Raw genomic sequence first — 13,262 nt, 5'->3', positions numbered from 1 at the left:
AGGGAACGGAGTAATAAATGCTACAGCCTGTTCAGCTTTTTAAAATCCTGTCGGATGAAACCCGGCTCGCAATTGTCATGCTTCTCCGGGAATCGGGCGAACTGTGCGTATGCGATATATGTGCTGCTACCACTGAATCACAGCCTAAAGTTTCCCGTCACATGGCTATCCTGCGTGAGGCTGAACTGGTACTGGACCGTCGGGAAGGGAAATGGATTCACTATCGTCTCTCACCGCACATGCCTGCATGGGCCGGCGAGACGATAACGACGGCATGGCACTGCCTGCGCGATGATGTGCGTGAACGACTGGAAAAATCCGCATGTACTTCTTGCTGACAAGCTTAATCACATACACATAAGCATATATAAAGGAGTCTGAAAATGTTTCTGGCAGGAAGTATCTTTATACTCACGCTGGTCCTGGTCATCTGGCAGCCCAGAGGCCTCAGCATTGGCTGGAGCGCAAGTATCGGAGCCGCGCTGGCGCTGGGAACGGGAGTCATCCACTTTGAAGATATCCCTGTCGTCTGGAATATCGTCTGGAATGCAACAGCGGCGTTCATTGCGGTAATCGTCATCAGCCTGCTGCTCGATGAGTCTGGTTTCTTTGAATGGGCCGCACTGCATGTTTCCCGCTGGGGTAACGGGCGCGGTCGCCTGTTGTTTACGTGGATAGTGCTGCTTGGCGCTGCTGTTGCTGCGCTGTTTGCTAACGACGGTGCAGCACTGATACTGACACCGATTGTGATTGCGATGCTGCTCGCTCTGGGGTTCAGCCAGGGAACGACACTGGCATTTGTCATGGCTGCAGGATTCATCGCTGATACCGCCAGCCTGCCGCTGATTGTCTCTAACCTGGTAAATATTGTCTCGGCGGATTTCTTTGGCCTGGGCTTTACGCAGTACGCCTCGGTGATGGTTCCTGTGAATCTGGCAGCCATTGCTGCCACGCTGGTCATGCTGCATCTCTTCTTCCGCCGCGATATCCCTGCCAGATATGACGTCTCACTGCTGAAGACTCCCGGCAGTGCGATTAAGGATCCTGCGACGTTCGGGGCTGGCTGGATTGTTCTGCTGTTCCTGCTGGTCGGTTTCTTTGTTCTTGAGCCGCTGGGGATCCCTGTCAGCGCTATAGCAGCAGTTGGCGCAGCGGTGCTGTTCGTGGTGGCAAAGAGGGGCCAGGCCATTAATACCGGGAAAGTGCTTCGTGGTGCGCCCTGGCAGATCGTGATTTTCTCGCTGGGTATGTATCTGGTCGTCTATGGCCTGCGTAATGCCGGACTCACTGAGTATCTTTCTGCCGTACTCAATATGCTGGCAGACAACGGTTTATGGGCCGCCACGTTCGGCACCGGCTTCCTGACTGCCTTCATGTCGTCGGTGATGAACAATATGCCGACGGTGCTGATTGGTGCGCTGTCCATTGACGGGAGTACTGCGACTGGCGTCGTCAGAGAAGCAATGATTTACGCCAATGTGATTGGCTGCGATTTAGGTCCCAAAATTACCCCAATCGGGAGTCTGGCAACCCTGCTGTGGCTGCATGTACTGGCACAGAAAAACATGAGCATTACCTGGGGATATTACTTCCGGACAGGCATAATTATGACCCTGCCGGTGCTGTTCGTCACTCTGGCCGCGCTGGTATGGCGGCTCTCTATCACTTTGTAATGAGATACTGATATGAGCAACATTACTATCTATCACAACCCGGCCTGTGGTACTTCACGTAACACGCTGGAGATGATCCGTAACAGCGGCACCGAACCAACAATTATTTATTATCTCGATACGCCACCGACACGAGAAGAGCTTACCAGGCTGATTTCAGAAATGGGGATTTCTGTACGTGCATTACTGCGTAGGAATGTTGAGCCTTATGAGCAATTGGGTCTGGATGAAGATAAATTTTCTGATGCGCAATTGATCGATTTTATGCTTCAGCACCCGATCCTGATTAACAGGCCGGTAGTAGTGTCACCGTTAGGGACACGACTTTGCCGTCCCTCAGAAATTGTGCTGGATATTCTCCCTGAAGGTCAGAAAGGTTCTTTCACCAAAGAGGATGGAGAAAAGGTGACTGATGAGGCAGGAAGACGGTTTAAGTAACCTGGCTAGTTCACATTAGCGGACACCGGGCGTCCGCTCCTCGCTCAAAGCGGACATTGCGCTTGCTGAACAGCTTTATGCCACAGATGGCCTGAGCGTTAAGTAGCCTTAGGTTGAAGTTAGCTTAAAGCAAAAATTGACTGAATATATGGTGGGTGAAGCACTACTTTGCTCTACTTCAGGCCGGTATCCTATAAGTATCCTGGAAAACCAGCTTAGCGGTAACTTTTGAGGTAAGTTATTGATAATTTGGTGGCCCCTGCTGGGTTTGAACCAGCGACCAAGCGATTATGAGTCGCCTGCTCTAACCACTGAGCTAAGGGGCCAGCGGAGCGGGGATTATAAAGTATCTCGGTGGGGCGATCCAGCGTTGCTCAATCGGTTGGTGAAAATTCCCGCAATCACTGAGTCCTTGATCTCACAGCAAAAAATCACCAAACCCTGGCAGGAGCGGGCAATAAGCACTCAGCGTTGGCGTGTTTTTGAGACAAGGCTTGCTGCTGCCTTGTCTCAGGATGCACAGGCTCAGCGATAGCGCGTGGCGGGCTTATTCAGCGAGATAAACGGCAGGATGGCGCCGCGTGCCTGCTCAAAGCTGTGCCACAGGCCCATATCTTCTACCGAAGGAATGGTGATCGCTTCGCCGTCATCCAGACCGCGCAGCGCGGCGGCGACTAAGTCGTCGACCTCCATCACCATCTCTGCCGGCAGGTCATCTACAGAACGCCCGGTACGCTGAAAGATCTCGGTGCGCGTCAGGCCCGGCAGCAGCGCCTGCACGCGTACGTTGTGGCCCGCCAGCTCGCGCTGCATGTTACGCGTCAGTGAGAGCACAAAGGCTTTCGTCGCATTGTAGGCTCCGTTTGCCTGCTCATTGACCAGCGCCAGTACCGACGCCACGTTCACGATGGTGCCCGCATTGCGGCTGCGGAAAACCTGTGCGGCCGTGTGAGAGAGTTGCGTCAGCGCCACCACGTTTAGTGCCAGCATGGTTTGCGTTTGGTCGATGCTGGCGTCGATAAACTCGCCTTCCACCGTCATGCCCGCATTGTTGACCAACGTGGTAATGCGCGTATTGTCCCGCAGCTCGCGATCAATACGCGCCAGATCCTCATGGCGCGTCAGGTCTGCAGCCAGCACGCTGACTTCCACGCCGTGCGCCTCACGCAGCGACTGCGCCAGCGCGCTCAGACGTGCAGCATCGCGCGCCACCAAAATCAGGTCATTGCCGCGTGCGGCCAGCTGTTTAGCGTAAGTTGCGCCGATACCGCTGGAGGCGCCGGTGATTAAAGCCAGTTGGTGTGACATGGGAAAGTCCTCTGTATGATGGTCGTCATATTGGTGTGCTGATAATATGACGACCATCATATCTATCGTCAAGCTGGAATATGACGATCGTAATAATTACACTGATTGCCATTAACGATGAGCAGGGTAACAACCGATGGAAAAGCTAAGCCATAAGGCGCGCACGCGGCAGCGCATTCTGGAAGAAGCGGCGGTGGTGATGCGCGAATGCGGCACCGAAGGCATTGGCGTGGCAGCGCTGATGAAGCGCGTCGGCCTGACGCACGGTGGATTTTATGCGCACTTTGCCTCACGTGAAGCGCTGGTCGAAGCGGTGATTAGCGAGATGTTTGCTGACTCGGCGCAGCGTTTTGCCGCCGTGCTCGCGATTGAGGATCCGGCTGAACGACTGAACCAGTGGATCGACCGCTACCTGTCGACGCAGCATTGTGGCGCGCCAGGCGAGGGCTGTCCGATACCGGCGCTGGTCAGCGAAGTGGCGCATTTACCGCCGGATGCGCGAGCGCTGTTTTCAGCGAAGCGCGAAGCGGTGCGGCGCCAGCTGGTGCAGGCGCTGCAGCAGCTGGGACATGCGCAGGCGGAGAGCATCGCCAGCAGCATGCAGGCCGAAATGGTCGGTGCGCTGGCGCTGGCGCGCGCCTGCACTGACGAGGCGGAAGCGCGCCAGATGCTGGAGGTGACGCGTCAGGCGGTCAAACTGCGCGCCGGGCTGGTGACGGCATGAGCGATCACGACATCCGCGACATCATCGCGCCCGATTTGCAGGTGCTGTTCTGCGGCATCAATCCGGGTAAATCCTCGGCGCATACCGGTTTTCACTTTGCGCATCCCGGCAACCGCTTCTGGAAGGTGATTCATCAGGCCGGATTCACCCGCGAACAGCTGCTGCCGGAGCAGGAACAGCGGCTGCTGGAGACCGGCTGCGGCATCACCATGCTGGTTGAGCGCCCAACCATTCAGGCCAGCGAACTGGCGGGCGCGGAGCTGCGCGACGGCGGTGCGCGTCTGCAGGAAAAGGTGCTGCGCTATCAGCCGCGCGCGCTGGCGGTGCTGGGTAAGGATGCGTTTCAGAAGGCGTTTCGTCAGCGCAACGTGGCGTGGGGCGAGCAGCCGCAGTTGCTGGGCGAAACCCGCTTATGGGTGCTGCCCAATCCCAGCGGATTAAACCGAGCTTCGCTGGAGGAGATGGTCGCCGCTTATCGCCAGCTTCATGATTGGTTACAGAATAAGGCGTGAGCTGGCTCTGTTTCACAAAGTAATAACGTTGTTCATCGTTTTGTTTCTGGCTACACCGAATGCTCCACGCAAAAAAAGGAGCAGGGAGATGAAGCAACGCACCATGGTTCTGGCGGCACTGCTGCTGGCGGCGCAACCGGGCGTCCAGGCCGCAACGCTGAAGGTATTCAGTTCCGGCGGTATGTACCCGGTGATTGAAAGCCTGAAGCAGGATTATCAGCAGCAGAGCGGTGACAGCATTGAGCTGGAAGCGGCGCCGTCGATGGGTGACACGCCGCAGGCGATTCCGAATCGCCTCAAACGCCATGAAAGCGCGGATGTGCTGGTGATGGTGGATTACGCCATCAAGCCGCTGGAGCAGGCGAAATGGGTGGATAGCGCCAGCCATCAGGTGCTGGCGCACTCGTACATTGCCATGGCGGTGAAGCAGGGCACCACGCCGCCGGATATCAGTACCGTCGCGAAGTTCAAACAGGTGCTGACCTCCGCCTCAAGTATCGCCGTGTCTGACAGCGCCAGCGGCAAATATATTCAGAGCAAGATGCTGGATAAGCTGCAGCTGGGCCCGAAAACAGCGGCGAAGATCACCGTGATTCCGGCCACGCCGGTGGGTGAGGCGGTCGCGCAGGGCAAAGCCGAGCTGGGCTTCCAGCAGAACAGCGAGCTGAAGGCGGTGAAGGGGATTACTGTCGTGGGACTGATTCCGCCGGCGGCACAGCAGGATACGCTGTACGGTGCGGTAATCACGCGCAGCAGCCAGCAGCAGCAGGCCGCGGCGAAGTTCGTGAAATACCTGCAGAGCGACAAGGCGCGCAGCGTGATGCAGGAGAAAGGGCTGACGCCATACTGAAGACAATAAAAAACCCCGGCAAGCCGGGGTTTTTACTGACCAGGACGATTAATCGTCGAGGAAGCTACGCAGCACTTCCGAGCGGCTCGGATGGCGCAGTTTACGCAGCGCTTTGGCTTCAATCTGACGGATACGCTCACGCGTTACGTCAAACTGTTTGCCCACCTCTTCCAGCGTGTGGTCGGTGTTCATATCGATACCGAAACGCATACGCAGGACTTTGGCTTCACGCGCGGTCAGGCCAGCCAGCACATCGTGGGTGGCAGAACGCAGGCTTTCCGAAGTCGCGGAATCCAGCGGCAGCTCCAGCGTAGTGTCTTCGATAAAGTCGCCCAGATGCGAATCTTCATCATCACCAATCGGCGTCTCCATGGAGATCGGCTCTTTAGCGATTTTCAGCACCTTACGGATTTTATCTTCCGGCATCAGCATGCGCTCAGCCAGCTCTTCCGGCGTTGGCTCGCGGCCCATCTCCTGCAGCATCTGGCGCGAAATACGGTTGAGTTTGTTAATGGTCTCAATCATGTGCACCGGAATACGGATGGTACGCGCCTGGTCGGCGATAGAACGGGTGATAGCCTGACGGATCCACCAGGTGGCATAAGTTGAGAACTTATAGCCGCGGCGATATTCAAACTTATCCACTGCTTTCATCAGACCGATGTTGCCTTCCTGAATCAGATCGAGGAACTGCAGGCCACGGTTGGTGTACTTCTTGGCGATGGAGATCACCAGACGCAGGTTAGCCTCAACCATCTCTTTCTTCGCACGACGCGCTTTGGCTTCGCCGATCGACATACGACGGTTGATGTCTTTCACCTGCTCAATGGTCAGGCCGGTCTCTTCTTCAATCTGCAGCAGTTTCTGCAGCGAACGCATGACATCTTCTTCCACTTCCTGCAGTTTTTCCGACCACGGTTTATTCATGGCCAGTGCCGCTTTGAACCAGCTTTCACTGGTTTCATTACCGGTAAACAGGGTGATGAAGTTTTTCTTCGGCATTTTGCACAGTTCAACACACAGCTTCATGATCAGGCGCTCTTGCGTGCGCACGCGCTCCATCATTTCACGCATGTTGTTCACCAGGTAGTCGAACTGCTTCGGTACCAGGCGGAACTGTTTGAACACTTCAGAGAGATTGTTGATCTCGGCCACGGCGTCCGCATGGCTGCGGCCTTTGGCTTTGATCACGGTGCGCGTGGTTTCGTACTGCGTACGCAGGTCGTTAAACTTCTCGCGCGCCAGTTCCGGATCGATAGAGTTATCGTCGTCGGAGCTGTCTTCATCGCTCTCTTCGTCTTCCTCATCGTCGTCGTCACGGTCTTCTTCTGACAGCTCAGAACCAACGTGGGTCGCGGTTGGCGCCAGATCTTCCTCGGCGTTCGGATCGACGAAACCGGTGATCAGGTCAGACAGACGCGACTCGCCCGCCTCAACGCGATCGTACTGATCGAGCAGGTAGGTGATCGCTTCCGGGTATTCGGCGACAGAGCATTGCACCTGGTTGATACCGTCTTCGATGCGCTTGGCGATGTCGATTTCGCCTTCGCGCGTCAGCAGTTCAACGGTACCCATTTCACGCATGTACATGCGCACCGGGTCGGTGGTACGGCCAATTTCAGATTCAACGCTGGATAATACCTGAGCGGCAGCTTCCGCGGCATCTTCGTCAGTATCGGTACTGTTTTCATTCAGCATCAGATCATCGGCATCCGGGGCTTCTTCCACCACCTGAATACCCATATCGTTGATCATTTGGATGATGTCTTCGATCTGATCGGAGTCGACGATATCTTCCGGCAGATGGTCATTGACCTCAGCATAGGTCAGATAGCCCTGCTCCTTACCACGGGTGACAAGCAGCTTAAGCTGTGACTGCGGGTTTTGCTCCATAAGACGGTATCCACACTTCTGTTAATTAGATTGGTGTCGGTCGGCAGCGAGCCAACTATAACAGTGAAGGCGTTGTGTTTTTGCCGCTGCCTTCAACGCGGCCAGGGCTTTGGCCCATCGTAAATCGGCACTTAAGCCGCTTAATATTCTGTCCGAGGCTAGCTTACCGGCCATTTTCAATGCTGGCAGTGCCTGCAATCCTCACGTACGCCAGTACGCTCCGGTTGCTGCGCGCTGGCAGCTTTGAAACTGACTGCGACGTTAACGCCTCTGGTACGTATGCATTGCTTCCGGCTTCGCTTACAGCGTCTGTAAACCAGAAACATCAGGCTAGAACGGCGGCGTTATCAGCCTTCCTCGTTCTGACCCGGTAAAATCTTATTTTTTCGCTAATGCCTGGCTTAATGCCCAGAATTCACGGCGTTCGGCGGCACTCAGGCCCTCTGTCCGATCGCGCGCAATCAAGGCTTCGAGGCGCTGTTCCAGCGCAGAATCGTAAATGCTTGCCAGCGAGTCCTGGAATACTTCTTCCGCTTCGTCATCTACGATCATGTGGTTCCAGGTCGCCAGTGTTTCAAGGGGCTGGCTAAATTCTGTCCCGCGATATAACTCTAGTAGCTGTCCGGTGGTCAGGCCAGGATTCTCAGCACAACGGCGGACTAACTCCACAAACAGCGGCAATCCCGCTAATTTTGACTGCTCCAGTCCGTCCAGCGCAGGCACGATGGCGGCAAATTGCGGATTCTGCACTAACAAAGCAATCAGCACGCGCATGGTGGTGCGTTTCATCGGTGGCGCGACTGGCGCGGTACCGCTTTCTGCCAGCTTCGGCATCAGCTTGTCTAACTGGTTATCGTCCAGAATGCCGAGTTTATTACCCAGCGTCTGACGAATATAGATGCGCAGCGTTTCACCCGGAATCTGGCTGATCAGCGGCAGCGCCAGCGTCGCCAGCTTGGTGCGGCCGTCGCGCGTACTCAGATCCACCTGCGGCATCAGGCTGTCGAACAGAAACGTGGAGAGCGGCATGGCCTGCTCCATCCGCGCTTCAAACGCCGCTTTACCCTCTTTACGCACCAGCGTATCCGGGTCTTCACCGTCGGGCAAAAACATAAAGCGTAGCTGACGCCCGTCATTCATGTAAGGCAATGCGGTTTCCAGCGCACGCCAGGCGGCTTCACGGCCTGCGCGGTCGCCGTCGTAGCAGCAGATCACGTTATCGGTCGAGCGGAACAGCAGCTGGATATGTTCCGCCGTGGTCGAGGTGCCCAGCGAGGCGACAGCATAATCAATGCCGAACTGCGCCAGCGCAACCACGTCCATGTAGCCTTCCACTACCAGCAGACGCGCCGGTTGCGGATGATTTTTTTGCGCTTCATACAGGCCATACAGCTGGCGGCCTTTATGGAAAATCGGTGTTTCCGGTGAGTTCAGGTACTTGGGCGTATCGTTGCCCAGCACGCGACCACCAAAACCAATCACGCGTCCGCGCTTGTCGCGAATCGGGAACATCACGCGATCGCGGAAACGATCGTAAGTGCGGCCGCTGTCATTGCTGACCAGCATGCCCGCTTCCATCAGCGATTCACGATCTTCTTTCTGCTGACCAAAGCGCTTCAGCACGTTGTCCCAGCCGGCCGGCGCATAGCCAATGGCGAAGTGATCGATCACCTGCTGGCTCAGCCCGCGCGTGGCGAGGTACTGTTGTGCTGATGTCGCCTGTGGATTACGCAGGCTCTGCTGATAAAAGCTGTCTAAACCTTCCAGCAGCTGATACAGGCTCTGACGCTGATGGCGCTCCATCGGGCTCGGACCGTTGCCCGCTTCGTAGGGCACTTCTAAGCCGTGCTGCGTGGCAAGTTCCTCTACGCTCTCGACAAAATCCAGACGATCGTGATTCATCAGGAAATCGATGGCGTTGCCTTTGGCACCACAGCCAAAGCAGTAGTAGAACTGCTTCTCACCGCTTACGGTGAAAGAGGGGGTTTTTTCGTTATGGAAAGGACAGCACGCGTGATAGTTCTTACCCTGCTTTTTCAGCTTAACGCGGGCATCGATAAGATCCACGATGTCCGTGCGGGCAAGTAAATCATTGATAAATACGCGTGGAATTCGTCCAGCCATAAGCCCCGGTTTTTCAGCTCATAAACGGCAACAAGCCGCGCTTCCTTTCGGAAAGCACGGCCTCTTACTTGACTCTGTCTGCGTTTAACACGCGGCGGAAGCGAACTTCCGAAAGAAATTAGTACAGACGAGTGCGGCGTGCGTTTTCGCGAGCCAGTTTCTTGGCGTGACGCTTAACAGCAGACGCTTTAGCGCGCTTACGTTCAGTCGTTGGTTTTTCATAGAACTCACGACGACGAACTTCAGCCAGAACGCCTGCTTTCTCGCAGGAACGCTTGAAGCGACGCAGTGCTACGTCGAATGGCTCGTTTTCACGTACTTTAATTACCGGCATGTAACTCTCACCTCGATAAAATTCGGTTTTTGCTGCTGACTGCGGCGCCAGCACATTTCAAAATGGTGCAGCATTTTACTCCAGGCGCGGCTGGCTTGTAAAGCACCATGGACAATTTAGAACCAACAGGAGCGTTTGCCTGTGCGGCTGCCGGTTTTTTCAGGCCGTGGAGTATAGCGCACTCTTTGCGCGACAGAAAAACACTTTTTCGCATCCGGAGGGGCGCAGGCGTCAGGCGGCCTGTGCTACACTGCGCGCCGCAAGAAGAGGGTGATAAAGCTATGCGAGTTCTGGGTATTGAAACGTCCTGCGATGAAACCGGCATCGCGATTTACGACGATGCGTCCGGTCTGCTGGCGAATCAATTATATAGCCAGGTAAAATTACATGCCGATTACGGCGGCGTGGTGCCGGAACTGGCCTCGCGCGATCACGTGCGGAAAACCGTGCCGCTGATCCAGGCCGCGCTGAAACAGGCTGGTCTCCAGGCCGGAGAGATTGACGCCGTGGCTTACACGACCGGTCCCGGACTGGTGGGCGCGCTGCTGGTTGGCGCCACCATTGGCCGCGCGCTGGCGTTCGCCTGGAACGTACCGGCGGTGCCGGTGCATCACATGGAAGGCCATCTGCTGGCGCCGATGCTGGAAGAGAATCCACCTGAATTCCCGTTCGTGGCCCTGCTGGTCTCCGGCGGCCACACGCAGCTGATCAGCGTCACCGGCATTGGTGAATATACGCTGCTGGGCGAATCGATTGACGATGCCGCCGGGGAAGCGTTCGATAAAACCGCCAAGCTGCTGGGGCTGGATTATCCGGGCGGTCCGATGCTGTCGCGCATGGCGCAGCAGGGCACGCCGGATCGCTTTAAATTCCCGCGCCCGATGACCGATCGTCCGGGGCTGGATTTCAGCTTCTCCGGCCTGAAAACCTTCGCGGCGAATACCATTCGCGAACACCAGGATGATGAGCAGGCGCGTGCCGATATCGCCCGCGCCTTTGAAGATGCGGTAGTGGATACGCTGATGATCAAATGCAAGCGCGCGCTGGAACAGACCGGCTTTAAACGGCTGGTGATTGCCGGCGGCGTCAGCGCCAACCGCACGCTGCGTGAACGCATGGCGACAATGATGAGCGCGCGCGGCGGCGAAGTGTTTTATGCCCGTCCGGAGTTCTGCACCGACAACGGCGCGATGATTGCCTATGCCGGCATGGTGCGGCTGAAAGGCGGCACGCGCAGTGAACTGGGCGTCAGCGTACGGCCACGCTGGCCGCTGGCGGAATTGCCGGCCATCTGATGACAAAAAACCGGCTGCGCGCCGGTTTTTTTATTGCTTCTTCTTACGCTTCCACACGCGGTTTTCCTGACCGCGCCACAGCCGCTGAATGTTGTCGTGATGGCGCAGCAGAATCAGGCATGACAGCATCGACACCGGGAAGGTGAACTGCGGTTTAAACCACCAGACGTAAAACGGGGCAATCAGCGCGCTGACAATCGCACCCAGCGATGAATAGCCGCTGAGCAGCACCGTCAGCAGCCATGTGCCGGTCATCAGGCCGGTCAGGTCCCAGCCAATCGGCGCGATGGCACCAAACGCGGTCGCCACACCTTTGCCGCCGCGAAAGCGGAAAAACACCGGATAGATATGACCGAGGCAGGCAGCGATAGCCGTCAGGCCCAGATACATCGGCGTGACGTGCAGCCACCAGGCGATCCATACCGGCACCATGCCTTTGGCCACGTCAAAAATCAGCACCGCTGCTGCGGCTGCTTTGCCGCCAAGACGTAATACGTTGGTGGCGCCCGGATTGCCAGAGCCTGCACTGCGGGGATCGGGTAAACCAGCGAGTTTACAAACCAGGATCGCACTGGAAATCGAGCCGCAAAGATACGCGAAAATAATCATACCAAGCGCGATAGCACTCATAGCTTCGTACCGTTCCTTTTGGGTCGTTTTGTTCTCGATAAGCGTGGATAATACGCATAATCCGCCGGAAGTGGTATCCGGCCAGGCCAAAAACAGAGAGTGACATCATGGATATCGTATTTATAGAACAACTCACCGTGTTCACCACCATTGGCGTTTACGACTGGGAACAGGGCATGCAGCAGAAGCTGGTGCTCGATGTCGAAATGGCGTGGGACAACCGTCGGGCGGCGGTAAGCGACGATGTGAACCACTGCCTGAGCTATGCCGATGTCACCGAAGCGATCCTCAATCATTTACAGGGACAGCGTTTTGCGCTGGTCGAACGGGTGGCGGAAGAAATCGCCGATCTGTTGATGAATCGTTTCAAAACGCCCGGCGTGCGCGTGAAGGTCGGTAAACCGGGGGCTGTCGCCCAGGCGTCGAGCGTGGGCGTGCGAATTGAGCGCGGGACTATTCCTAAATAAATCCTGCGTGATTGCCATCACAATGAAACCAAACCAAATTATGGTGTGTTTCAGTGGAGGCCGTTGCGCTGGCCAAGGTGAAGTGACCGAAATCCTTAAGGTTTCCTTCATGCTGGCGCAGGCATAATTTCAGGCGGTAGCGGTGCGCGACCGCCTTTTTACTGTTTAAAACGGATAGAGGGTAAAATTTGATGGCAGACATTCATCAGCTATGGGTAGCTGCAATCCTGGGGGTTGTGGAAGGCCTTACGGAGTTCCTGCCGGTCTCTTCCACAGGCCACATGATTATTGTTGGCCATTTGCTGGGGTTCGAGGGTGAGAAAGCGGAAACCTTTGAAGTGGTGATCCAGCTGGGTTCAATCCTCGCGGTGGTAGTGATGTTCTGGCGCCGGCTGTTTGGCCTGATTGGCATTCACTTCGGCCAGGAGCGCCACGAAGGCGTTGGCAGCGGAAAACTGACGCTGATCCACATTCTGCTCGGAATGGTGCCGGCGGTGGTGATTGGCCTGGTGCTGCATGACCAGATTAAAACCCTGTTTAACCCGATCAACGTGATGTATGCACTGGTGGTGGGCGGCGTGCTGCTGTTGGCGGCAGAGTACCTCAAGCCAAAGCAGCCGAAAGCGGTGGGCATTGACGATATCACCTATCGCCAGGCGTTTATGATTGGCTGCTTCCAGTGTCTGGCGCTGTGGCCGGGCTTCTCGCGTTCCGGCGCCACCATCTCCGGCGGGATGCTGATGGGTGTCAGCCGCTATGCGGCGTCCGAGTTTTCCTTCATCCTCGCGGTACCGATGATGATCGGTGCTACCGGTCTCGATCTCTACAAGAGCATGGGCTTCCTGACGATGCAGGATTTCCCGATGTTTGCCGTGGGCTTCGTGACCGCATTCATCGTCGCGCTGCTGGCGATCAAAGTGTTCCTTGAGCTGATCAAGCGCATCTCGTTCGTGTCGTTCGCCATCTACCGCTTTATCGTTGCGGCAGCGGTTTACGCTATCTTTATGTAATGCG

The 13,262-nt window shown here is 56.2% G+C and carries 14 protein-coding genes and 1 tRNA gene; 9 read left to right on the top strand and 6 right to left on the bottom strand.

What is annotated here, in order from left to right:
- Positions 1-17: 17 nt before the first annotated feature.
- The 3 genes from MXF20_RS12205 to arsC are packed head-to-tail and all read left to right on the top strand — an operon-like array spanning position 18 to position 2,111.
- Complete coding sequence (locus tag MXF20_RS12205; protein WP_111141359.1) at positions 18-338, top strand: transcriptional regulator; 321 nt, start codon at positions 18-20, stop codon at positions 336-338.
- Positions 339-383: 45 nt separating this feature from the next.
- Complete coding sequence (locus MXF20_RS12200) at positions 384-1,673, top strand: arsenic transporter (RefSeq protein ID WP_293774462.1); 1,290 nt, start codon at positions 384-386, stop codon at positions 1,671-1,673.
- Positions 1,674-1,685: 12 nt separating this feature from the next.
- Positions 1,686-2,111, top strand: coding sequence for a glutaredoxin-dependent arsenate reductase (gene arsC / locus MXF20_RS12195; protein ID WP_064365669.1), 426 nt, complete (start codon positions 1,686-1,688; stop codon positions 2,109-2,111).
- A 250-nt stretch (positions 2,112-2,361) separates the two neighbouring features.
- Here the strand turns inward: arsC and MXF20_RS12190 are convergent.
- Positions 2,362-2,437 (bottom strand) — tRNA-Ile (locus MXF20_RS12190).
- Positions 2,438-2,636: 199 nt separating this feature from the next.
- Positions 2,637-3,419, bottom strand: a complete 783-nt coding sequence (locus MXF20_RS12185; RefSeq protein ID WP_325969589.1) for an SDR family oxidoreductase — start codon at positions 3,417-3,419, stop codon at positions 2,637-2,639.
- Between the two features lie 136 nt (positions 3,420-3,555).
- On the opposite strand from MXF20_RS12185, the gene MXF20_RS12180 reads away from it, so the two are divergent.
- The 3 genes from MXF20_RS12180 (at position 3,556) to MXF20_RS12170 (ending at position 5,505) form a co-directional block, all read left to right on the top strand.
- A complete protein-coding gene (locus MXF20_RS12180; protein ID WP_325969588.1) occupies positions 3,556-4,143 on the top strand; it encodes a TetR/AcrR family transcriptional regulator in 588 nt (195 codons plus the stop codon).
- On the top strand, positions 4,140-4,655 hold the full coding sequence (gene mug / locus MXF20_RS12175; RefSeq protein ID WP_152390417.1) for a G/U mismatch-specific DNA glycosylase: 516 nt from the start codon (positions 4,140-4,142) through the stop codon (positions 4,653-4,655). The genes MXF20_RS12180 and mug overlap by 4 nt, the downstream gene beginning before the upstream one ends.
- Positions 4,656-4,743: 88 nt before the next feature.
- Positions 4,744-5,505 carry a substrate-binding domain-containing protein gene (locus MXF20_RS12170; RefSeq protein WP_325969587.1) on the top strand — a complete coding sequence of 254 codons (762 nt, stop codon included), beginning with the start codon at positions 4,744-4,746 and terminating at the stop codon, positions 5,503-5,505.
- A gap of 48 nt (positions 5,506-5,553) precedes the next feature.
- On the opposite strand, the gene rpoD is transcribed toward MXF20_RS12170, so the two are convergent.
- From rpoD to rpsU, 3 genes are all read right to left on the bottom strand, one after another.
- Positions 5,554-7,398: an RNA polymerase sigma factor RpoD gene (gene rpoD, locus MXF20_RS12165; RefSeq protein WP_325969586.1), complete on the bottom strand. Its 1,845-nt coding sequence runs from the start codon at positions 7,396-7,398 to the stop codon at positions 5,554-5,556.
- Between the two features lie 378 nt (positions 7,399-7,776).
- Positions 7,777-9,522 carry a DNA primase gene (gene dnaG, locus MXF20_RS12160; RefSeq protein ID WP_325969584.1) on the bottom strand — a complete coding sequence of 582 codons (1,746 nt, stop codon included), beginning with the start codon at positions 9,520-9,522 and terminating at the stop codon, positions 7,777-7,779.
- 118 nt (positions 9,523-9,640) lie between these two features.
- Positions 9,641-9,856 carry a 30S ribosomal protein S21 gene (rpsU, locus tag MXF20_RS12155; RefSeq protein WP_001144069.1) on the bottom strand — a complete coding sequence of 72 codons (216 nt, stop codon included), beginning with the start codon at positions 9,854-9,856 and terminating at the stop codon, positions 9,641-9,643.
- Between the two features lie 281 nt (positions 9,857-10,137).
- On the opposite strand from rpsU, the gene tsaD reads away from it, so the two are divergent.
- A complete protein-coding gene (gene tsaD / locus MXF20_RS12150) occupies positions 10,138-11,151 on the top strand; it encodes a tRNA (adenosine(37)-N6)-threonylcarbamoyltransferase complex transferase subunit TsaD (protein WP_325969583.1) in 1,014 nt (337 codons plus the stop codon).
- A gap of 30 nt (positions 11,152-11,181) precedes the next feature.
- On the opposite strand, the gene plsY is transcribed toward tsaD, so the two are convergent.
- On the bottom strand, positions 11,182-11,781 hold the full coding sequence (gene plsY, locus MXF20_RS12145) for a glycerol-3-phosphate 1-O-acyltransferase PlsY (protein ID WP_325969581.1): 600 nt from the start codon (positions 11,779-11,781) through the stop codon (positions 11,182-11,184).
- 107 nt (positions 11,782-11,888) lie between these two features.
- Here plsY and folB point away from each other — a divergent pair, with 107 nt between their 5' ends.
- Both folB and bacA read left to right on the top strand, forming a co-directional pair.
- A complete protein-coding gene (folB, locus tag MXF20_RS12140) occupies positions 11,889-12,248 on the top strand; it encodes a bifunctional dihydroneopterin aldolase/7,8-dihydroneopterin epimerase (RefSeq protein WP_325969579.1) in 360 nt (119 codons plus the stop codon).
- 191 nt (positions 12,249-12,439) lie between these two features.
- Entirely contained in the window at positions 12,440-13,258 is an 819-nt protein-coding gene (gene bacA, locus MXF20_RS12135) for an undecaprenyl-diphosphate phosphatase (protein WP_031280132.1), read from the top strand.
- The last annotated feature ends 4 nt before the right edge of the window (positions 13,259-13,262 follow it).

The sequence above is a fragment of the Pantoea dispersa genome, assembly GCF_035783935.1.
In the GTDB taxonomy this organism is placed as follows: domain Bacteria; phylum Pseudomonadota; class Gammaproteobacteria; order Enterobacterales; family Enterobacteriaceae; genus Pantoea; species Pantoea dispersa_C.
This window is presented reverse-complemented; position numbering and strand designations above follow the sequence as displayed.